Annotated in this window: 20 protein-coding genes; 9 read left to right on the forward strand and 11 right to left on the reverse strand. The window is 72.5% G+C overall.

The window, feature by feature from the left end; genetic code table 11:
• Positions 1-36: 36 nt before the first annotated feature.
• The 6 genes from OIE53_RS08405 to OIE53_RS08430 are packed head-to-tail and all read left to right on the forward strand — an operon-like array spanning position 37 to position 6,183.
• Positions 37-1,137, forward strand: a complete 1,101-nt coding sequence (locus OIE53_RS08405) for a FecCD family ABC transporter permease (RefSeq protein WP_327026015.1) — start codon at positions 37-39, stop codon at positions 1,135-1,137.
• A complete protein-coding gene (locus OIE53_RS08410; RefSeq protein WP_327026016.1) occupies positions 1,134-2,156 on the forward strand; it encodes a FecCD family ABC transporter permease in 1,023 nt (340 codons plus the stop codon). Before OIE53_RS08405 ends, OIE53_RS08410 begins: the two co-directional genes overlap by 4 nt.
• Positions 2,157-2,185: 29 nt before the next feature.
• Complete coding sequence (locus tag OIE53_RS08415; RefSeq protein ID WP_327026017.1) at positions 2,186-2,992, forward strand: ABC transporter ATP-binding protein; 807 nt, start codon at positions 2,186-2,188, stop codon at positions 2,990-2,992.
• Positions 2,989-5,028, forward strand: a complete 2,040-nt coding sequence (locus OIE53_RS08420; RefSeq protein WP_327026018.1) for a penicillin acylase family protein — start codon at positions 2,989-2,991, stop codon at positions 5,026-5,028. The genes OIE53_RS08415 and OIE53_RS08420 overlap by 4 nt, the downstream gene beginning before the upstream one ends.
• Positions 5,021-5,587 carry a GNAT family N-acetyltransferase gene (locus tag OIE53_RS08425; RefSeq protein WP_327026019.1) on the forward strand — a complete coding sequence of 189 codons (567 nt, stop codon included), beginning with the start codon at positions 5,021-5,023 and terminating at the stop codon, positions 5,585-5,587. Before OIE53_RS08420 ends, OIE53_RS08425 begins: the two co-directional genes overlap by 8 nt.
• A gap of 59 nt (positions 5,588-5,646) precedes the next feature.
• Positions 5,647-6,183: an RBBP9/YdeN family alpha/beta hydrolase gene (locus tag OIE53_RS08430; protein ID WP_327026020.1), complete on the forward strand. Its 537-nt coding sequence runs from the start codon at positions 5,647-5,649 to the stop codon at positions 6,181-6,183.
• 76 nt (positions 6,184-6,259) lie between these two features.
• On the opposite strand, the gene OIE53_RS08435 is transcribed toward OIE53_RS08430, so the two are convergent.
• The 8 genes from OIE53_RS08435 to OIE53_RS08470 form a co-directional block, all read right to left on the reverse strand.
• Complete coding sequence (locus OIE53_RS08435; RefSeq protein WP_327026021.1) at positions 6,260-6,658, reverse strand: MmcQ/YjbR family DNA-binding protein; 399 nt, start codon at positions 6,656-6,658, stop codon at positions 6,260-6,262.
• Positions 6,659-6,813: 155 nt separating this feature from the next.
• A complete protein-coding gene (locus OIE53_RS08440; protein WP_327026022.1) occupies positions 6,814-7,521 on the reverse strand; it encodes a RibD family protein in 708 nt (235 codons plus the stop codon).
• On the reverse strand, positions 7,518-8,147 hold the full coding sequence (locus tag OIE53_RS08445) for a GTP cyclohydrolase II (protein ID WP_327026023.1): 630 nt from the start codon (positions 8,145-8,147) through the stop codon (positions 7,518-7,520). The genes OIE53_RS08440 and OIE53_RS08445 overlap by 4 nt, the downstream gene beginning before the upstream one ends.
• 11 nt (positions 8,148-8,158) lie before the next feature.
• Positions 8,159-9,121 (reverse strand): lysylphosphatidylglycerol synthase domain-containing protein, encoded by a 963-nt coding sequence (locus tag OIE53_RS08450; protein ID WP_327026024.1) that lies wholly within the window; start codon positions 9,119-9,121, stop codon positions 8,159-8,161.
• Positions 9,122-9,184: 63 nt separating this feature from the next.
• Positions 9,185-10,036 carry a class I SAM-dependent methyltransferase gene (locus OIE53_RS08455; protein ID WP_327026025.1) on the reverse strand — a complete coding sequence of 284 codons (852 nt, stop codon included), beginning with the start codon at positions 10,034-10,036 and terminating at the stop codon, positions 9,185-9,187.
• Positions 10,033-11,067: a glycosyltransferase family 4 protein gene (locus OIE53_RS08460; protein ID WP_327026026.1), complete on the reverse strand. Its 1,035-nt coding sequence runs from the start codon at positions 11,065-11,067 to the stop codon at positions 10,033-10,035. The genes OIE53_RS08455 and OIE53_RS08460 overlap by 4 nt, the downstream gene beginning before the upstream one ends.
• Before the next feature lies 1 nt (position 11,068).
• Positions 11,069-11,491, reverse strand: a complete 423-nt coding sequence (locus OIE53_RS08465; RefSeq protein ID WP_327026027.1) for a 6-pyruvoyl trahydropterin synthase family protein — start codon at positions 11,489-11,491, stop codon at positions 11,069-11,071.
• Positions 11,492-11,495: 4 nt separating this feature from the next.
• Complete coding sequence (locus OIE53_RS08470) at positions 11,496-12,476, reverse strand: zinc-dependent alcohol dehydrogenase (protein ID WP_327026028.1); 981 nt, start codon at positions 12,474-12,476, stop codon at positions 11,496-11,498.
• Between the two features lie 94 nt (positions 12,477-12,570).
• Between OIE53_RS08470 and OIE53_RS08475 the strand changes: the two genes are divergently transcribed.
• Together OIE53_RS08475 and OIE53_RS08480 are read left to right on the forward strand one after the other, a co-directional pair.
• Positions 12,571-13,374, forward strand: a complete 804-nt coding sequence (locus tag OIE53_RS08475; RefSeq protein ID WP_393339099.1) for a CDP-alcohol phosphatidyltransferase family protein — start codon at positions 12,571-12,573, stop codon at positions 13,372-13,374.
• Between the two features lie 14 nt (positions 13,375-13,388).
• Entirely contained in the window at positions 13,389-15,101 is a 1,713-nt protein-coding gene (locus OIE53_RS08480) for a sulfatase-like hydrolase/transferase (protein WP_442791383.1), read from the forward strand.
• An 83-nt stretch (positions 15,102-15,184) separates the two neighbouring features.
• On the opposite strand, the gene OIE53_RS08485 is transcribed toward OIE53_RS08480, so the two are convergent.
• The 3 genes from OIE53_RS08485 to OIE53_RS08495 form a co-directional block, all read right to left on the reverse strand.
• Positions 15,185-16,330 (reverse strand): ricin-type beta-trefoil lectin domain protein, encoded by a 1,146-nt coding sequence (locus tag OIE53_RS08485; protein WP_327026031.1) that lies wholly within the window; start codon positions 16,328-16,330, stop codon positions 15,185-15,187.
• Between the two features lie 298 nt (positions 16,331-16,628).
• On the reverse strand, positions 16,629-17,672 hold the full coding sequence (locus OIE53_RS08490) for a TRM11 family SAM-dependent methyltransferase (RefSeq protein WP_327026032.1): 1,044 nt from the start codon (positions 17,670-17,672) through the stop codon (positions 16,629-16,631).
• A 116-nt stretch (positions 17,673-17,788) separates the two neighbouring features.
• A complete protein-coding gene (locus OIE53_RS08495; RefSeq protein ID WP_327026034.1) occupies positions 17,789-18,979 on the reverse strand; it encodes a snapalysin family zinc-dependent metalloprotease in 1,191 nt (396 codons plus the stop codon).
• 167 nt (positions 18,980-19,146) lie between these two features.
• Here OIE53_RS08495 and OIE53_RS08500 point away from each other — a divergent pair, with 167 nt between their 5' ends.
• Positions 19,147-19,524, forward strand: a complete 378-nt coding sequence (locus OIE53_RS08500) for a hypothetical protein (protein ID WP_327026035.1) — start codon at positions 19,147-19,149, stop codon at positions 19,522-19,524.
• The last annotated feature ends 4 nt before the right edge of the window (positions 19,525-19,528 follow it).

Below are 19,528 nucleotides of genomic sequence, written 5' to 3' on the forward strand. Positions count from 1 at the left end.
CGATGGACAACCGGCGTTAGGTTAACCTAACCTAACTTGCTGTCAAGTTCCCGCCCGGCGTTTCGCACCGCACTGGAGCCCACCCTGTCCGTCATCGAGTCCTCACCAGCCGAGACGCCGTCCCGGGCACAACCACCGCCCCGGCCGCCTCGGGTGGCCTACCGGGCCGCCGGCCTGGCCGCCGCCGCGGTGGCTCTGGTGACGGTGGCGGTGCTCAGCATCGCCGTCGGGGCCAAGCCGATCCCCCTGCCGCAGGTGTGGGCCGCCCTCACCGACCCCGGGGTCCCCGACTACGCCGTGGTGCACGAGATGCGGCTGCCCCGCACCCTGCTCGGGCTGCTCGCCGGGACCGCCCTCGGGATGGCCGGGGCGGCGATGCAGGCGCTGACCCGCAACCCCCTGGCCGACCCTGGCCTGCTCGGCATCAACGCCGGGGCCGCCGCCGCGATCGCCACGGCATCGTTGCTGTTCGGGGTGGGGGGTGGGACCGGTCAGGTGTGGTTCGCCCTGGCCGGGGCCGCCGCGGTCACCGTGGGGGTCTACGCCGTCGGTGGTGGCCGGGCCGCCACCCCGGCCCGACTGGCGTTGGCCGGTGCGGCCCTCAACGCGGCCCTGTACTCCTACGTCAGCGCGGTGATGCTGCTGGACTCCGCCGGGCTGCAACGGCTGCGGTTCTGGACGGTCGGCTCCCTGGCCAGCGCCGACGACGCCACCGTACGGCGGGTCCTGCCCTTCATCGCGGTAGGCCTGGTGGCCGCCCTGGCCGCCGCCCGACCCCTGAATGCCCTGGCCCTCGGCGACGACACCGCCCGCGCCCTGGGGGCCCGCCCCACCCTGATCCGGGCTGCCGTGATCGCCGCCATCACCCTGCTCTGCGGGGCCGCCACCGCGGCCTGCGGACCGATCGTCTTCGTCGGGCTACTGGTGCCGCACCTGGTGCGTACCCTCACCGGGCCGGATCTGCGCTGGCTGTTGCCGTACTGTGCGCTGCTGGCGCCGGTGCTGCTGCTCGGTGCCGACGTGCTCGGCCGGGTCCTCGGCCGTCCAGGCGAGTTGCAGGTGGGGCTGGTCACCGCCGTGCTCGGCGGTCCGCTGTTCCTGTGGCTGGTTACCCGGACCAGGACGGGCCGCCCATGATCGTGATTCGGGTTCCGGGTGGGCTGTCGCTGCGGCTGCACCTGCGCGCCCTGGCCGTCGGGGCGACCGGGGTGCTGCTGACCCTGGCCGTCGGGGTCCTGGCGGTCGGCCACGGCGACTACCCGATGTCCCCGGCCGACGTGCTGCGCACCCTGACCGGGGGCGGCAGCCCGGCCGAGGACTTCATCGTCCTCGAACTGCGCCTGCCCCGGCTGGTCACCGCGCTGGCCGTGGGCGCCGCCCTGGGTCTGGCCGGTGGGGTGTTCCAGGCTTTGGTCCGCAACCCGCTGGGCAGCCCGGATGTGCTCGGCTTCACCCAGGGGGCGGCGACCGGGGCACTGATCGTGGTGGTCGTCGGCGGCAGCAGCGCCGCCCTGGCCGGGGCCGCCGCGGTCGGCGGGGTGCTCACCGGCCTGCTGATCTACCTGGTCGCCTGGCGGCGTGGGGTCCACGGCTACCGGCTGGTGCTGGTCGGCATCGGGGTGTCGGCAATCCTCACCGGCGTCAACGGCTACCTGCTGACCCGCGCCCCGCTGATGGAGGCGGCCCGGGCCATGCTCTGGCTCACCGGCAGCCTGGACGGGAGGGGCTGGTCCGAGGCCACCCCGCTGCTGGCGGCCCTGGCGGTGGCCCTGCCGGTGCTGCTGGCCTGCGGTCCGGCGCTGCGGATGACCGAGTTGGGCGACGAGGCGGCCACCGGGCTAGGGGTGCCGGTGCCCCGGCTGCGGATGCTGCTGCTGGCCACTGCGGTGCTGCTGGTCTCCCTGTCGGCGGCCGCCGCCGGGCCGGTGTCCTTCGTCGCCCTCACCGCCCCGCACCTGGCCCGTAGGCTGACCCGGGCACCCGGCACCAACCTGCTGCCCGCCGCGATCATCGGCGCGTTGATCATCGTGGTCGCCGACCAGGTGGCCCAGCGGGCCTTCCCCAGTCAACTGCCGGTCGGTGTGGTGACCGGGGTGCTCGGCGGCGGGTACCTGGTCTGGCTGCTGGCCACGCAGCGCCGGGCGGGCCGGCTGTGACCGGCGACAACGAGAACGGAGCAACCAGCATGCCGACCTCCCGGCTGGGTGGCAGCGGACTACGGCTGGCCTACGAACGGCGGATCGTCGCCGAGGACCTGACCGTCGAGGTGCCGGACCGGTCCTTCACGGTCATCATCGGCCCGAACGCCTGCGGCAAGTCCACCCTGCTGCGGGCGTTGTCCCGGCTGCTGAAACCGGCCGCCGGGGCGGTGCTGCTGGACGGGGAGGACATCCAGCGACGGCCGGCCCGGGCGGTGGCCCGTACCCTCGGACTGCTCCCCCAGTCACCGATCGCACCGGACGGCATCGGGGTGGCCGACCTGGTGGCCCGGGGCCGCTACCCGCACCAGGGGCTGCTGCGTCAGTGGTCCCGCGAGGACGAACGGATCGTGGCCGAGGCGATGGCCGCTACCGGGGTCGCCGACCTGGCCGACCGGCTGGTCGACGAGCTCTCCGGCGGCCAGCGGCAACGGGTCTGGTTGGCCATGGCGCTGGCCCAGCAGACCCCCCTGCTGCTGCTCGACGAGCCGACCACCTACCTGGACATCGCCCACCAGATCGAGGTGCTCGACCTGTGCGCCCGGCTGCACGAGGAGCAGGGCCGTACTCTGGTCGCGGTGCTGCACGACCTCAACCACGCCGCCCGCTACGCCACTCACCTGATCGCGATGCGCGGCGGGCGGGTGGTGGCCGCCGGGGAACCCGGCCGGATCGTCACCGCCGAACTGGTCGAGGAGGTCTTCGGGCTGCCCTGCCGGGTCATCGAGGACCCGGAGACCGGCACCCCCCTGGTCATCCCGGCCGCCCGGATCCGCACGGCAGGCCGGGCATGAGCAAGCGCTACCGCGACGGGTACGGGATTCCGCATCTGCGGGCCGACGATCACCTGGCGCTGGCCTTCGCCCAGGGCCAGGTCACCGCGCGGGACCGGGCCTGGCAGATCGAGGTGGAACGGCACCGGTCCCAGGGCACCAGCGCCGCTTTCCTCGGGCCGGAGGCGTTGGCCTGGGACAGCTTCGCCCGCCGGGTACGCCTGGACGACACCGCCCGCCGCTGCCACGCCGCCCTCGACCCGGCTACCGCCGCCTGGGTGGGCCGCTACGTCGAGGGGGTCAACGCCGGGCTGGCCGCCGGGGCGGCGCGGGCCCCCGAGTTCGCCGCCACCGGGCTGAGCCCCGGACGCTGGGAACCGTGGACACCCCTGGCGATCTGGCTCGGCCACCATGTGCTCTTCGCCGGCTTCCCGGGCAAGCTCTGGCGCGAACACGTGATCCGCCGGCTCGGTCCGGGCGCGGCCCGGCTGTTCGCCGTCGACGGGCACCTCACCTCCGGCAGCAACGGCTGGCTGCTCGCCGCCGACCGCACCGCCACCGGGGCGGCGTTGATCGCCGGTGACCCGCACCGGTTCATCGAGGCCCCCGGCATCTACCAGCAGATCCGGCTGGCCTGCCCGGCGTACGACGTGCTCGGCTTCGCCGTGCCCGGGGTGCCGGGCATCGCCCACTTCGGGCACGCCGGCAGCCTCGCCTGGGCCATCACCAACGCCTCCGCCGACTACCAGGACGTGTACGCCGAACGCCTGCGCCGCGACGGTGAACTGGTGCAGGCGTACGGGCCGCAGGGGTGGCAGCCGGTGCACCGGCAGGTCGAGACCATCGAGGTGGCCGGTGGCGCACCGGTCGAGGTCGAGGTGATCGAGACCGAGCGGGGGCCGGTGATCTCCGGGGGTCCGGACGAGCAGCCCGAGGTGACCGTCAGCCTGCGGTATCCGCCCCGGGTCACCGGGGATCTGGGTTTCGCCGTACTGCCCGCCCTGCTGCACGCCCGTACGGTCGACGACCTGGACGCCGCCCTCGACGGATGGGTGGAGCCGGTCAACGTGGTGCTGGCCGCGGACACCGCCGGTGGGCTGCTGCACCGGGTGGCCGGCCGGGTCCCCCGCCGCCACCCGGACAACGGGCTGCGGGTGGTGCCCGCCTGGGAGCCGGGGTACGCCTGGCAGGGCTGGCATCCGATGCCGAAACGCCCGGTGGACCAGGTGGCGGTGATGGCCAACGAACGGGGCATCTCCGCCGGGCTGGGGGTGGAGTACGCCCCGCCGTACCGGGCCGACCGGATCCGTGAGCTGCTCGGCGAGCGCACCGACTGGCGGACCGAGCAGCTGGCCGCCGTACACACCGACACCTACCTGGCGGCGGCCGGTCCCCTGCTGGACCTGCTGGCCGAGGTGGATGGACTCAGCGCTCAGGGGCAGGCGCTGCGGGACCGGCTGCTGCGCTGGGACCGCCGGATGGCCGCCGACAGCCGGGACGCGGCCCGCTTCGCCGACCTGCGGGCGGCCGTGGTCCACGCCCTCGCCGCCCATCCGGCGCTGGCGGAGCTGACCGCACCACCGGCCCACCCGGAGGTGTTCGCGCCCTGGCTGACCCTGCCTACCCGGATCGGGTACGCCCTGCCCTCCCTGCTCCGCGCCGACCTGCCCGGCCTGGACCCGGTGGAGCTGGTGCGGGCGGCGGCCGAACAGGTCGCGGCGGCGGACGACACCCGCCCCTGGGGCGAGCGGCACCGGCTGGCACCGTGGCGGGCCCTGCCCGACCCGGCCGCCCCGCCGGGACCGGAACTGGCCGGGGACCACGACTGCGTGCTGGCCACCTCCAGCCTGCCCGGGGTCACCGACCTGTGCGGGCGCGGCCCGTCCGCCCGCTACGTGTGGGACCTGGCCCGGCGGGAGAACAGCCGGTGGGTGGTGCCGCTGGGCGCCACCGGCGCCGGGCCGCACCACGACGACCAACTGCCCCTGTGGGTACGCGGCGACCTGATCGAGGTGACAGTCGACTGGGACCGGCTGACCGAGGAGCACGATGACTGACCACTACCGACGGCAGGTCCCCGGCTTCGGGCTGGTCACCTTCCGGCCGGTGGATCCGGATGCCGACGCCGAGGTCATCCACGGCTGGGTCAGCCAGGAACGGGCCCGGTTCTGGGGGATGCGCGACGCCGACCGCGACCGGGTGGCCGAGATCTACCGGTACGTCGACTCCCTGCCCACCCACCACGCCTGGCTGACCCTGCGCGACGGGCAGCCGGTGGCGCTGTTCCAGACCTACCAGCCCGAACACGACCCGGTCGGCGAGTGCTACCCGGTCCGCCCCGGCGACCACGGCGGTCACCTGCTGATCGGCACCCCGGTACGCCCCGAGCCGGGCTTCACCGGCACCCTGCTGGCCGAGTTCATCGCCTTCGTCTTCACCGACCCCACCCGGCGGCGGCTGGTGATGGAGCCGGACGCCCGCAACGACAAGGCGATCGCCCGGCTGAAGCGGGCCGGTTTCGTCGAAGGACCCCTGATCGACCTGCCGGACAAGCGGGCCCGGTTGATGTTCCTCAACCGCGCCCCGCACCCCGCCGCTCCGGCGCAGGGGCGGTGATCCGGCCGCCACTGTGTCGGACCCGGGTGATTGGATCGGCGGGACTCGAAGGGGGCACGGTGGGACGCAATGCGATCATCTTCCACGGGACCGGCGGCAAACCGACCTACTGTTGGTACCCGTGGCTGGCCGAGCGGCTCGCCACCCGGGGGTACGCCGTCGAGGTGCCGCACCATCCGGGCATCAACATCGAGCCGATCGCCACCTTGCTACCTAAGCTGCTGGCCAGCCACACCTTCGACGAGGACACCGTCCTGGTGGGTCATTCCGGCGGGGCGGCCCTGCTGCTGGCCCTCCTGGAACATCTGGAGGTGACCGTGGCCCAGGCGATCCTGGTGGCCGGCTACTGCACCCCACCCCACACGGAGGAGGAGCCGGTCCTGCAACCGAGCTACGACTGGGCCGCGATCCGGGACCATGTGCGGGACATCTACTTCATCAACTCCCGCACCGATCCGTACGGCTGCGACGACCGGCAGGGACGCGCCATGTTCGAGCGGCTCGGCGGCACCCAGATCGTGCGCGACGACGGGCACTTCGGCGACCACGACCAGCCGTACGAGCGGTTCGACCTGCTCGACCGGCTCATCCCCTGAGGATTCGCGCCAGGTCGGTCCCGCAGCGTGGCCACCGCCGCCCGTGCCGGTGCCTTCGGCTGAGCCGCGGGGGTGTTCAGGACCCTAGGGAGTCGAGCCGCGCGATCCTGCGGGCCCCGGCCGTCCGTCGGTAGCTGGCGTCGAGCAGCTCACCGACCTCGTCCCAGTCGGTGTCGTCGGTCAGGTCCACCCCCACCCACCCGTAGGCCCCCAGGTAGGCCGGCACGAAGCACCGCTCCTCCGTCAGCAGGGCCGTACGCTCCTCGGGGTCGACCAGCACGATCACCGACTGATCGTGCTGGCGATAGCCGCCGTCGACCTTCACCGAACCGCCGTAGTAGGCGAAGACCTTGGTGGTGAAGAAGGCCGGACGCCCATGGGAGACCTTCTCGGCCGCGTCGGGAAAGGCCAGGGCCAGCGTCCGCAGCCGACCCAGCAGCGGGTCTGCCTCGTCGAACATGATGGGATGCGGCATGTCAGCAGGTAACCACATCCCGGGTGCTGCGCGATGCCCCCAACAGGTAGCGACGGCCGCTGGTACCGAGCCGACCAGCTCACCGGCGTCTCGACCCGTCTGCGCTATCAGCTCGACAGGACCGGAGACCGTCACCAAGAGGGGGACCCGGGCGCTCAGGCCGGCTCGCAGCGTTCCGACAGGGCGTAGCGGGTCAGCACCACGTCGCCGATCTGGCGGGCCTCGACCACCTGGGCCCGTCGAGCGGAATGCCACGGGAAGCGGCCGTCACCGACGAAGCGCGGTGCCCGGCGGTCGCCCACGAAGAAGGGTGCCACCACCAGGTGCAGTTCGTCGGCCAGCCCGGCGGTGAGGAACTGGCCGTGGACCAGGGCGCCCCCTTCCACCAGCAGTCGGCGTACCCCCCGGTCGGCCAGGTCGGTCAGGGCCCGGGCCAGGTCGATCGGGTCACCGGCGTCGACCACTGTGGCCCGCTCCCCCAGCCGGTGCCGGGTCTTCTCACACGCGGCGCTGGCACAGTAGACGATCCGTTCGGTGTCACCGACGGTGAAGAACCGGGCCGTCGGGTCCAGGTCCCCGCAGCCGGTCACGGTCACCCGGATCGGGGACTCCGGCAGGCCACGGGCGATCCGGTCGCCGCGGCGATCCGCGCAGCGCACCAGCAGCCGGGGGTCGTCGCGGCGGACCGTGCCGGCGCCCACCAGGATGGCGTCGCAGCTGGCGCGTACCTCGTCGACCCGGTCCAGGTCGGCGTCGTTGGACAGCATCAGCCGTTCGTCGCTGGCGTCGTCGATGTAGCCGTCGATCGAGGTGGCGCAGCTGAGCAGCACGTACGGCCGACGGGCCGTGGCCCGGCCGGTCACCGGACGGCGGGGAGGTCGGCGGCGCGGGCGGCGCGGCTGGCCTTGGCCGCCAGGTAGTCGGCGTTGGCCGGGGAGAGGAACACCCCGGTGGGCACCTGCTCGGTCACGGTGACACCGAGCCTGCTGAGCTGGTCGGTCTTCTCCGGATTGTTCGTCAGCACAGCGATCGGCCCGACCCCCAGGGCGGCGAGCATCTGCGCGGCGACCGTGTAGTCCCGCTCGTCCTCGTCATGGCCCAGGGCCACATTGGCCTCGAAGGTGTCCAGCCCGGCGTCCTGGAGGGCGTAGGCGTCGAGCTTGGCGTACAGACCGATGCCGCGACCCTCCTGCCGCAGGTAGAGCAGGTACCCGCCGACCTCCGCGATGCGCTGCACGGCCTCGCGCAACTGGGGACCGCAGTCGCAGCGCTGACTGCCGAACACGTCGCCGGTCAGGCACTCGCTGTGCGGACGGACCAGCGGCACCGCCCCGTTGGTGTGGTCGCCGAGGGCGAAGGCGAGGTGTTCGCGGCCGTCGACCAGCCCGTCGAAGGTGTGCAGCCGGGCGGTGGTGTGGTAGCCGTCGGAGAAGCGCAGCGGCACGGTGACCTGCGTCCGGATGGTGGCGACAGGCAGTGATTCGGACATGGCTCTCCTCGTCATACGGTGGCGGGTACACGGACACGACGGGCCAGCAGCACGGCCGCCCCCGGCAGGCTCGCGACGAGCACCAGGGCGCCGTACACCGTTGCGGTGGCCACCCCCTCGGCGGCGGTCAGGCCGGCGGCGGCGAAGGCCCACGCGGCCACCCCCTCGCGGGGGCCGAACCCGGCGACGTTGGCCGGCACCCCCATCGCGAGCAGGGCCAGCAGGGTCAACGGCAGCAGCAGGGTCAGCGGGGCGGTGGAACCGACCGTGCGGGCGGCCACCAGGAAGGTGGCCAGGTTCCCGGCGGCCACCAGGGCGGAGGCGACCAGCACCCCGACCCAGACCCGTCGGCCCAGCAGCCCACGACGCACGTCGGACACGGCGCCGACCAGGGTACGGGTGAACCGGGAGGCACCGGAGTCCGGCAGCAGGCGGGCGGCCAGCACCACGACCCCGAAGGCAGCCAGCACGACCAGGGTGGCCACCGGCAGGTACGGCTGCACCGGCGACGGGAAGGCGAACAGCAGCACCACGGCCAGGGCTACCAGCACCACCTGACCGGCTACCCGCTCCCAGACCACGGCCCGGATGCCCCGACCCAGGTCACCGACGTCACGGCCGTGGCGCACCGCCCGGTGCACGTCGCCGAGGATCCCGCCGGGCAGGGTGGCATTGAGGAACACCGACCGGTAGTAGTGGGCCACCGCCTCACGCAGCGGCAGCCGCACCCCGAGCCCACCGGCCACCAGGCTCCACCGCCAGGCGGCACAGACCGTGGTGAGGACCCCGAGGGCCAGGGCGGCGGCCAGGGCGGGGGCGTCGATCAGCCGCAGCCCGACCAGGAAGGGGTCGATGCCCAGCCAGCACAGCAGCCCCACCAGTACGGCGAGCCCGAGCGCCAGACGCAGCCAGCCCCAGAAGGACCGGCCGGCCGGGGCGGCCGGGGACCCGGCGCCACCAGCTTCATCCGCCACGCAAGCCTCCCCGGCATGGTGATCTTTCCCTGACTGTACGCACGTAACCGGCACGCCGCCGGTTCAACGAGGGACGGCCAGCAGGTCGGTGTGGTCGACCAGTACCCCGAGTCGGCCCGCGTTAGCCTCCTGTCGCCGACGCTGGGCGTACTCACGGGTCCGGTCGACCAGTTCCGGGCGTTGCGCGCAGGCCGCCTCCAGCCAGCCGTCGAACCACTGCCCGGTCAGGGCGGCCTGCTCCGGCCCCAGCCGCCAGGGGCTGGGCCGGGTCCGCACGGTCATCCCGTGCCGGGTGAACCCGGCGGCGCAGGCCTCCACGGCGTCCGGCCCGAGCAACTGCCGGCCGCCCACGGCACGACGTTGGTGGGCGTTGAACGCCTCCGCGACCTCGGCGTCCAGGGGGTCGGCCGGGGTCAGCCGCACGGTGCCGGTGACCGAGATCAGGAACAGGGCCGGGCAGCCGGCCCTCGCACAGGCGGCCACCAGCCGGTCGATCTCGGCTCCGGTCAGCATGTCGAGCAGGGCCGAGGCGCTGACCAGCGCCGCACCCGCCAGGTCGGTGGCGCTCAGCCGGGTCAGGTCACCCCGACGGGTCTGCACCGTCACCGGGGCGCCGTCGGCGGCGCGGGTGGGCATGTTCGCGCAGGCCCGGGCCAGCAGGTCGGGGTCCTGATCGTGCAGGATCCAGTGTTGCGGGCCGGGCAGCAGGGGGGCCAGCCAGCGGCCCAACGACCCGGTGCCGGCCCCGAGGTCGTGCACCACGTACGGCCGGTCACCGGTCAACGTGGCACGTACCGCCTCGACCAGGTCGGTGGCGCGGGCGGCCACGTCGGCCGGTTCCCGCAGCGCCAGCCACTGGGCGAAGTCCGGCGGCAGCTCGATGGGCACCTCCTGGACTGTCCGGTGTTCGGTCATGACGCCATCGCCTCTTCCAGGGCCGTGGTGATCCGGGCGGTGGTGCTGGTCCAGTCGTCGAGGGTGGCTCGGCGCCGGGCTGCGGCGCCACGCAGTCGCTCGCGCAGGGTGGGGTCCTCCAGCCAGCGCCGCAGCGCCTCGGCCAACGCCTGCGGCTGCTCCGGGGGCACCAGCAGCCCCGGGCGTTCCCCGGCCACCCGGCCGAGGGTGTCGGGCAGGCCACCGACCGCGGTGGCCAGCACCGGGAGGCCGCAGGCCAGGGCCTCGGTGACCACCATCGCGTAGGTCTCCCCCCGTGAGGGGTGCACCAGCAGGTCAGCGGCGGCGTACTCGGCGGCCAGCCGGTCACCGGTCAGCGGACCGGTCAGCCGGATCCGGTCACCCAGGCGGTGGGTGGCTATCCGGGTGCGGAGCCGGTCGACGAAGTCCGGTTCCCGGTGCAGGGGGCCTACACAGGTCAGGGTCCAGGGCCGGTCGGCCACCCCCGCCAGCGCCTCGATCAGCAGGTCCTGGCCCTTGTGGGCGGCGACCGCGGCGACGCAGAGCAGCGCCGACCCGGCCGGCGATCCGGCTACCGGCGGCGCCGGGTCCACCCCGGGGGCGGCGACATGCACCAGGGACGGCGGTAGGGCGTACCGGTGCAGCAGCCGGTCCCGGGTCCAGGTGCTGGTGGCGACGATGGCGGCGGCGGCGGCCAGGGCCCGCGCCTCGGTGTCGTCGTCGCGGGGCAGGTGCACCAGCGGGACCAGCCGCAACCGGCCGGCGTGTGCCGCCAGGACCTCCGGCACCACCGAGGCGACCAGCCCGTCGATCAGGACCAGAGCCCCCTCGGGCAGAGTGGTGAGCAGTTCGGCGAGCCGGGCCTGCTCCGCCGCCGTCGGGGTCGGCCACGATCCCGGTACGGGATGTTCGTGCACCGACCAACCGGCGCCGGCCAGTCCGGCGCAGACCCGCCGGTCGTAGCCGTTGCCGCCGCTGGGGGTGGTCGGGTCGTCGATGTCGCCGGGCAGGACCACGTGCACGGTCGGCATGTCAGGCGCCGGTGCCGCTCGCCCCCGACAGTGACCGTTCGAAACTGGCCCAGGCGACATGCGACTCGTGCAGGGTGACCGTGAGGCCGGTCAGCCCGTGCGCCCCCGCCCCCAGGTCACCGGCGTGCACCCGGTCGGCGAGCCGGTCGGCGATGGTGCGGGCCAGCACCTCCGTGGTGGTGTTGGTGCCGGCGAAGGCGGGCTCCTCGTCCAGGTTGCGGTAGTTCAGCTCGGCCAGTACCGCCTTGAGCTGGTCGGTGGCCAGTCCGATGTCGACCACGATGCCGTCGGGGTCGAGATCCGGGCGGCGGAAGGTGGCGTCGACCACGAAGGTGGCACCGTGTAGCCGCTGCGCGGGGCCGAAGACCTCGCCCTGGAAACTGTGGGCGATCATGATGTGGTCACGGACGGTCACACTGAACACGGATTCACTCCCCGTCGTAGGTGATGAGGTGGCACAGCGCGGGCAGGCTGCCCGCGCTGAGTCGAGCGAGGACCTCGGGCAGTTCCGCGAAGGCCGACCGCCCGGTGATCAGGGTGTCGAACACCGGGTCGGCCAGCAGGTCCAGGGCCAGGGCCATCCGGTCGGCGTAGCCCCGGCTGCTGCGCCGGGCGGGGGCTATCCGGCCGACCTGGCTGCTGCGGATGGTCAGCCGTCCGGAGTGGAACGCCGCCCCCAGCGACAACTCCACGGCCCGGTCGCCGTACCAGCTCAGTTCCAGCACGGTCCCCTCGGGAGCCAGCAGGTCCAGGCCGAGTTGCAGGCCGGCGGCGCTGGCACTGGCGTGCACCACCAGGTCCCGCCGGCCGGTCGCGGCCTGCGGCGCGGCGAAGTCGACCCCCAGGGCGGCGGCCACCTCGGCCCGGGTGGGGTCGGTGTCGACAAGTTCCACCGCCACCCCGGGGAAGCGGGCCAGCAGGGCCGCCACGGCGCAACCGACCATGCCGGCGCCGACCACACTGACCCGGTCGCCGAGCAGGGGTGGTGCGTCCCACAGTGCGTTGACCGCGGTCTCCACCGTGCCGGCCAGCACCGCGCGGGAGGCCGGCACCTGCTCCGGTACGACCGTCACCGCGTCGACCGGCACCACATAGGCGCTCTGGTGTGGATACAGGCAGAACACCGTACGTCCGCGCAGGTGGGCCGGCCCCCGCTCGACCTCGCCGACGCTGAGGTAGCCGTACTTGACCGGGGCCGGGAAGTCGCCCTCCTGGAAGGGGGCGCGCATGGTGGCGTACTGGCTTTCCGGCACCTGGCCGGTGAAGACCAGGGTCTCGGTGCCCCGGCTGACTCCGGAGAACAGGGCGCGTACCTGCACCTCGTCCGGGCCGGGCTCGGGTAGCGTCACCGGACGGAGCTCTCCCGCACCGGGTGCGCGCAGCCAGAAGGCGCGGGCGGGTCGCGTCACGGGCAATTCTCCTCACCTGCGTCCGGACCGAACCGATCCGTCATGTTTTCCGTACTTCTCGACAGGGGTCGTCGATCATAAACACGGAGGCACGGTGTCCACAGTTCGAACCGGTCCGTACATCGGGCTGATCGTCCAGGTTGTCCTATTGGCCGGGCTCGCCATGACGGTAGGTCTCGGTGTCGCGGGCTGGCTGGCGGGCCTGGCGTACGGGGTCGGGACCTGCCTGGCGCTGCTACGGGGACTGGGGCGCGCCGGCTCATCCCGGCTGGGCCCGGCCGACTGGGTCACCATGGGTCGTGGCCTGCTGGTCGGGGCGGTGACCGCACTGATCGCCGAGGCCCTGCTCACCGGGCGGCCCGCCCCGGCGGCGGTGCTCGGCGGGCTGGCAGCGGTGGCGTTGGCCTTGGACGCCGTGGACGGCAAGGTGGCCCGCCGCACCGGCACGGCCAGTGCGTTCGGCGCCCGCTTCGACATGGAGGTCGACTCCATCCTGGTGCTGGTGCTGAGCATCTACGTGGCGCCCTCCGTCGGGATCTGGGTGCTCGCCATCGGCCTGATGCGGTACGCCTTCCTCGCCGCCGGCGGGGTGCTGCCCTGGATGGATGCCCCGCTGCCGTACCGGTACTGGCGCAAGGTGGTCGCCGCGGTCCAGGGGATCACCCTGGCCCTCGCCGCCTCCCCGGTACTGCCCGCGCCGGTGAACACCCTGCTGCTGGTGGTGGCGCTCGGCCTGCTGGTCGAGTCGTTCGGTCGGGACGTGGTCTGGCTGTGGCGGCACCGGGTGCCGCGTACCGCCGCCGCGATCGTCGTGGCGACCGCTCCCCGGGGGGTACGCCCGCTCGACCGGGTGGACGAACGCGACCTGTCCGCCGCGCCCGTGCTGTCGCTGCGCTGATCGGGAGAAACCAGTTGTCGACCTCTGATGCGGTGCTGACGACCAGCACCGACGAGAGCCACCCCACGACCGACTCCGCAGCCGAGGCGACCAGCGTCGACAAGCCGGTCAGCCGGCGTCGGCGGGTGCTGTCCCGAGTGGTCACCGTGCTGGCCGTCGCCCTGGTGCTGGCCGCCTTCACCCTGCCTCACCAGCCCTGGCGGATGCAGCCCGGGGCCTTCCTGCGGATCCCGCTGGAGGCCCTGCTGCTGGCCGCCGCACTGCTGGCCCTGCCCGGCCGACCCCGCCGGATGGTCGCCGCCCTGGCCGGGCTGCTGCTCGGCCTGGTCGTGCTGGTGAAGATCGGCGATCTCGGTTTCTACTCCTCGTTGGGGCGCCCGTTCGACCTGGTGTTGGACTGGTCCCTGCTGGACGAGGCGTTCGCCTTCCTGGCCGAGTCGATCGGTCGGCCGGCGGCGACCGCCATCGCCGTGGGGGTGGTGCTGGTGCTGGTGGCCCTGCCGGTGCTGACCGCCCTGTCCACCGTACGACTGTCCAAGCTGCTGGTGCGCCACCGCACCGCCAGCACCCGGGTCCTGGCGTCGCTGGTGCTGGTGTGGGCCCTGCTCGCCGTCTTCCAAGCGCGGATCGTGACCGGGGTGCTGGTCGCCGACACCAACGCCAGCGCGATCGTCTACGACCACGTGGCGGAGGTACGGGAGCGGATCAACGACCGGGCGGCCTTCCGCGACGAGGTGGGGACCGACCGGTTCCGGGACGTACCGGCCGACCAGTTGCTGACCGGGCTGCGGGGCAAGGACGTCCTGATCGCCTTCGTGGAGAGTTACGGCCGGGACGCCGTCTCCGACCCGGAGTTCGCCTCGGTGCAGCGGCTGCTGGACGAGGGCGCCGGCCGGTTGCAGGCGGCCGGGTTCTCCTCGCGCAGCGGATTCCTCACCTCACCGACCATCGGCGGCGGCAGTTGGCTGGCGCACGCCACCCTGCTGTCCGGGTTGTGGATCGACAACAACCAGCGACACAAGAGCCTGCTGGCCAGTGACCGGTTCACCCTGGGGGAAGCCTTCCAGGGCGCCGGCTGGCGTACCGTCGGGGTGATGCCGGCGGTCAACCAGGCCTGGCCGGAGGGGAAGTTCTACGGCTACGAGCAGTTCTACAACGGCCCCGACCTCGGCTACCGGGGCCCCAGGTTCGCCTTCTCCCCGATGCCGGACCAGTACGCCATCAACGAGTTCCACCACCGGGAGCGGGTCGGCCCACGGGACCGTCCGGTGATGGCCGAGTTGGCCCTGGTCTCCAGCCACTCCCCCTGGACCAAGGTGCCCTCCCTGGTCGACTGGGCGGACATCGACGACGGCGAGGTGTTCCGCAAGGGCATCATCGGTACCCCGGCGGCGCAGGCCCGCACGGGTTACCGGCACGGGGTCAGCTACACCCTGCGTACCCTGATCTCCTACCTGGAGACCCACGGCGACGACGACACCGTGCTGGTGATCGTCGGTGACCACCAGCCCGCCCCGGTGATCACCGGGGACAATGCCAGCGCGGACGTGCCGATCCACCTGCTCGCGAAGGATCCCGCCGTACTGAAGCGGATCGCCGACTGGGGCTGGCAGGATGGTCTGACCCCGGATGCCGCCGCCCCGGTCTGGCCGATGGACTCCTTCCGGGACCGGTTCCTCACCGCCTTCGGCTCCACCCCGGCCCGCCCACAGGCCCACTCCCGCTGACCGGCCGAGGGGTGCGGCCGGCGGTGGTCGTACCGCCGGCCGCACCCCCGCATGCGGCTACCGTCGGTGGTGGCCGGCTGCCGCTAGCGTCGGCTCCACTGCTGGTTGGGCTGGCCGTTGCAGGTCCACAGGACGAGCCGGGTGCCGTTGGCCGTTGCCCCACCGTTGGCGTCCAGGCAGAGGCCGGACTGCACCCCGCTGATGGTGCCGTTGGCGTTGAGGTTCCACTGCTGGTTCGTCCCGCCGTGGCAGTCGTAGATGGTGACCCGGGTGCCCGGGGAGGTGCCGTACCCCTCGGCGTCCAGGCACTTGTTGCCGTAGACCGTCAGGGCCCGACCGGAGGTGTAGCTCCACTGCTGGTTGGTGCCGCCGTGACAGTCCCACAACTGCAACTGGGTGCTGTTGGCCGTGCTGTAACCCGGCACGTCGACACACCGGCCGGACTGGTTGCCGACGATCGCGCCGGTGCCGGGAGCCGGGGTGGGGGTGGGCGTGGGCGTGGGGGTGCCGCCGTTACCGGGGGTGCCGATGCTGCCGGGCACCGACTGCAGGGCGTTGTACCAGACCGCGGCCATCTTGTCGTAGCCGTTGGCGGTCGGGTGGACGCCGTCGATCAGGTCGCCGGTGGTCAGGGCGGCGTGCATGTTGACCAGGTGGACCCGCTTGCCCGCGTTCACCTTGCTCTGCACGATGCCGGGGATCGCCGCGTTGAAGGTGCGTACCGCCGCCGCCTGGTTGGTGTTCGACAGGGTGATGATCTGCGCGACGAACACCTCCGCGGTGGGAGCGGTGTTGGTGATCCGGTCGATCAGGGTGGAGAGCCGGTTCGGGGCGGTGCTGACCTGGTAGTTCTGGAGTATGTCGTTGGTGCCGATGTGCAGCAGCACGGTCTGCGGCCGCTGGGTGTTCAGCCAGTTGACGATGTTCGCGTCGATCTGGTCGATGCGCCAGCCCGGGTGCCCCTGATGGTCCCGGTCACCGAGGCTGGTCGGCCCGTTGAACTGCGACCCGACGAAGTCCACCGTGTATCTGCCGTTGACCAGGCGCTGCCACAGGCCGATCCGGTAGCCCCCCGGGATCTGGGTGCCCTCGGTGATCGAGTCACCGAGCGGCATCACCCGCACCCCACCGTTGGACTCCGCGCTGGCGGCCCCGCCCGACACCACCACACCGCTGACCGCGAGAGCGACCGCAGCCGCCACCGCAAGCCATCGTGCCTTCCTACCCATCCCCACTCCTGCCACTAGTCCCGCAGCTCACTGAAACTGTGAGCGCTAACACTCATAGCAGTCGATATTCCCACCCCCACCCACCCCCGTCAACATCCACTCCCACTCCCACGCCCGCCCCGCCACGGCTGACCTCGCCCCGTCCCCGCCCCGCCGACCCAACCCACCCCGGCGATCTTGCACTTTGTGTCGCCGCATAAGCCACAAAAGCCGTGTAACAGCGACCAAAAGTGCAAGATCAGCGCGGACAGGGGCGCGGACAGGGAGGGCGGGCGGGGCGAGGGGCGGCCAGGGTGGGTCAGGGAGTGGGTTTTTGGGCTATGAGGATGTCGCGGACGATGGCCTGGTCGACGCGGTGAGAGAGGGTGCGCCAGGGGCCGTGGTCCAGCACGGTCAGGCCGGCGGCGGTCAGCTGTTCGGCGGCGGCCTCCCGGCGGGCCACGTTGGTGTTCCAGGAGATGCCGAGCGCGCCGCCGGGGCGCAGCAGCCGGGCCCAGCCCGGCACGGCCGCGGCGAGCAGGGCCAGGGGGTCGCGGGCCAGCCCGTCGTTGGTACGACTGCCGTGCTGCACGCCGTACGGTGCGTCGGCGACCACCAGGTCGACGCTCTCCGGGCGGAAGAACTCACCGACCCGGGTGGTGTCGGCGCTTACCACGTCCACGGTCTGCACGTCGCCGGCCTTGTGCGCCTCCTTCGAGGCGGCCAGTTCCAGCCGCAGTCGACGGCCGACCACCTTGCGTTCCCGGCGTACCGGACCGGACTCCAGCACCCGGTGCTTGACCCGTTTGCGCTTGAGCCAGGTGGTGAGAAACGCCTGGTACGCCTCGAAGTCCTTGCTGTCGCGGTCCAGGCCGGCGGCGTGGAAGCCGTACATCATCGCCTGGTTGAGGGTGGTCCCCCGGCCGCACAGCGGATCGAGTACCCGGAACCGCCGGGTCAGCAGCTCGTCGGCCGAGTCCGAGGCGAGCAGGGTGAGGTTGAGCAGCAGCTTGGTGAACTGCTCGTTGGTCTTGCCGGGGTACTTGAGGATGGTGATCAGGTCGTCGTCGAAGCGGTCCAGCCGGGTCAGCGGCACCGGGCGCAGCAGATCCTCGACGAACTCGAAGATGGCGTACGCGCTGGACAGGTTGCTCAGCAGCGCCACCTCCCGCTCGCTGAGCCCCTCCTCGACCCCGAAGGTGACGTAGTCGACCCCGCCCACGGTGGCCGTCTGCACCGCCCCGAGGCGTCCGCCGAGCACCCTCTCACCGAAGATCTCCAGCTCCGCCCGCGTCAGCTCGACCGCCGCCCCGGAGTACACCCGGTTGCTCGAAGGCAGGATCAGTACCCCATACCGTTTCACGACCAGCCACTATTCCACGGCGGCAGCCGCCCTCCCCCGCCGCCCCGCGCAGCGGGGTGGTGCCCGCAGGTCCACCGTCGGACCTGCGGGCACCACGTGATCGAGCGGTGTCAGGGTCAGGCGGGCAGGCCGCCGACCTGGGTGTTGATCCAGGAGCGGATCGAGGGCAGGTCACCGTAGATGGACGGGGCGGTGGCGCAGGTGGAGCTGTTGTTGCCGGCGCGGCTGGTCGCACCGATCACGTTCCACACGCCGTTGATCTTCCGCACCTGAGGGCCACCGGAGTCGCCGTAGCAGGCACCGGCGTTGCCGTTGGTGTTGTTGGTGCAGATCTCGTACGGGCCGTTGATGCCCAGGCACCGGCTGTCGGCCACGATCGAGGTGTCCAGCTCGTGCGCGACGGTCGGGGCGGAGCCGCAACCCCGGGGGGCGCAGGTCTGGCCCCAGCCGATGATCCGGGTGGCGGTGCCGACCGCACCCGAGGTGGTCGGGATCGGGGCCGGCGCGTAGGTGACCGAGCTGGCCAGCTGGAACAGCTTGACGTCGATGCTCGGGTGGTTGACCGCCCGGCTGACCCGGACCACGGTGCCGCCGCTACTGCGGTTGGTGCTGCCCACCCGCACCGAGGAGGGGGTCGAGCAGTGCTTGGCGGTGACCACCCAGTTGGCCTTGATCAGGGTGCCGGTGCAGCCGGAGGTGTAGACCAGCCAGGGGTAGTTCTCGGTGGCCGGGCGCCCGTTGACCACCTGGATGCCGATCCCGCCGGTCTCGTCCCCGGTCCAGGTGTAGGTCTCGGCGACCTCGGCGGTGCTGCGGCTGCCGGCGAAGAGCTGGTTGACCCGGCTGGCCTCGGCAGCGCTGGGGTTGGCGTTGGTGCAGGACACCGGGGCGCTGCTGCCGGACATCAGGTCCGAGCAGAGGCCGGTACGCCGGTCGGGCAGGCCGAGGATGTGACCGAACTCGTGGGTGGCGATCCGGGTGCGGTGGTAGCCCTGGTTGACCGCCTGCCAGCCCATCCAGATCCGTCCGGAGCCGAGCCCGGTGACCTGGGCCCGGGGCCAGCCGGTGTCGACCAGGATGGTCACGTTGGCGGGAGTGCCGGGCACCAGCCGGACGTTGCTGACCTTGCTGTTCCAGATCTGGGCGGCCTGGTCGAAGTTGGTCCGGAACTCGCCGGCCCGACTGGCGTCGTAGTAGACGGTTCGGGCCGCGGAAGCGCCGGCGGCGGTGGCCACCTGTAGCCCGGTCGCGGCCAGCACCGCTGCCAGCGCGACGGTTGCCGCGCGCAGCAGTCGTCGTCGGATCATCTCTACTCCCCTGCGGATACCCGTGGCGCATCGACGCACCACGATCGATGTCCGTGGATGTTAGTAGAGATCGGTCAATAGGGTGTCATCGCGGAAGTGTCATACCGCCTTACCGGCTGTTACCCCGCTGTGACGTCATGGTGAAGGCTCGGTGTCGAGGCGTGTCGATGGTGGAGTCCACGAACGTCGGCCCGCACGGGCTGGCCGACAGCAGAGAGGAGACCGCGATGCGGATCAGCAGAACCCTCGCCGCCCTGACGGTGACCTGCGCCGTACTCCTGACCACCGCCGCCACGACCGCCACCGCCGGTACGACGGCGGCGGCCACCGGCGAGCCGTACTGCGCGATCACCTGGGCCACCGCCTTCACCACCGCCACCTGCGGCACCGGCTGCCGGGGCGGCTACCGGCTGACCCTCCGCTACCGGCTGGCCCGGGAGCAACCCGGCACCATCGAGGCGTACGAGGCGTACGAGGTGTCCGCCGTCGACGGCTCCCCCACCAAGCTGGTCTCCGTACCGGTGACCCTGACCGCCACCCGGTAGGGGC

Origin of the sequence: Micromonospora sp. NBC_01739 (assembly GCF_035920385.1) — a bacterium.
Classification (GTDB): domain Bacteria; phylum Actinomycetota; class Actinomycetes; order Mycobacteriales; family Micromonosporaceae; genus Micromonospora.

What these genes read in the sequence shown, in the direction of transcription:
- OIE53_RS08410 (WP_327026016.1), top strand. Translation starts at nt 1,134, where the DNA reads ATGATCGTGATTCGGGTTCCGGGTGGGCTGTCGCTGCGGCTGCACCTG.
- OIE53_RS08415 (WP_327026017.1), top strand. Translation starts at nt 2,186, where the DNA reads ATGCCGACCTCCCGGCTGGGTGGCAGCGGACTACGGCTGGCCTACGAA.
- OIE53_RS08420 (WP_327026018.1), top strand. Translation starts at nt 2,989, where the DNA reads ATGAGCAAGCGCTACCGCGACGGGTACGGGATTCCGCATCTGCGGGCC.
- OIE53_RS08425 (WP_327026019.1), top strand. Translation starts at nt 5,021, where the DNA reads ATGACTGACCACTACCGACGGCAGGTCCCCGGCTTCGGGCTGGTCACC.
- OIE53_RS08435 (WP_327026021.1), bottom strand. Translation starts at nt 6,658, where the DNA reads ATGCCGCATCCCATCATGTTCGACGAGGCAGACCCGCTGCTGGGTCGG.
- OIE53_RS08445 (WP_327026023.1), bottom strand. Translation starts at nt 8,147, where the DNA reads ATGTCCGAATCACTGCCTGTCGCCACCATCCGGACGCAGGTCACCGTG.
- OIE53_RS08455 (WP_327026025.1), bottom strand. Translation starts at nt 10,036, where the DNA reads ATGACCGAACACCGGACAGTCCAGGAGGTGCCCATCGAGCTGCCGCCG.
- OIE53_RS08460 (WP_327026026.1), bottom strand. Translation starts at nt 11,067, where the DNA reads ATGCCGACCGTGCACGTGGTCCTGCCCGGCGACATCGACGACCCGACC.
- OIE53_RS08485 (WP_327026031.1), bottom strand. Translation starts at nt 16,330, where the DNA reads ATGGGTAGGAAGGCACGATGGCTTGCGGTGGCGGCTGCGGTCGCTCTC.
- OIE53_RS08495 (WP_327026034.1), bottom strand. Translation starts at nt 18,979, where the DNA reads ATGATCCGACGACGACTGCTGCGCGCGGCAACCGTCGCGCTGGCAGCG.
- OIE53_RS08500 (WP_327026035.1), top strand. Translation starts at nt 19,147, where the DNA reads ATGGTGGAGTCCACGAACGTCGGCCCGCACGGGCTGGCCGACAGCAGA.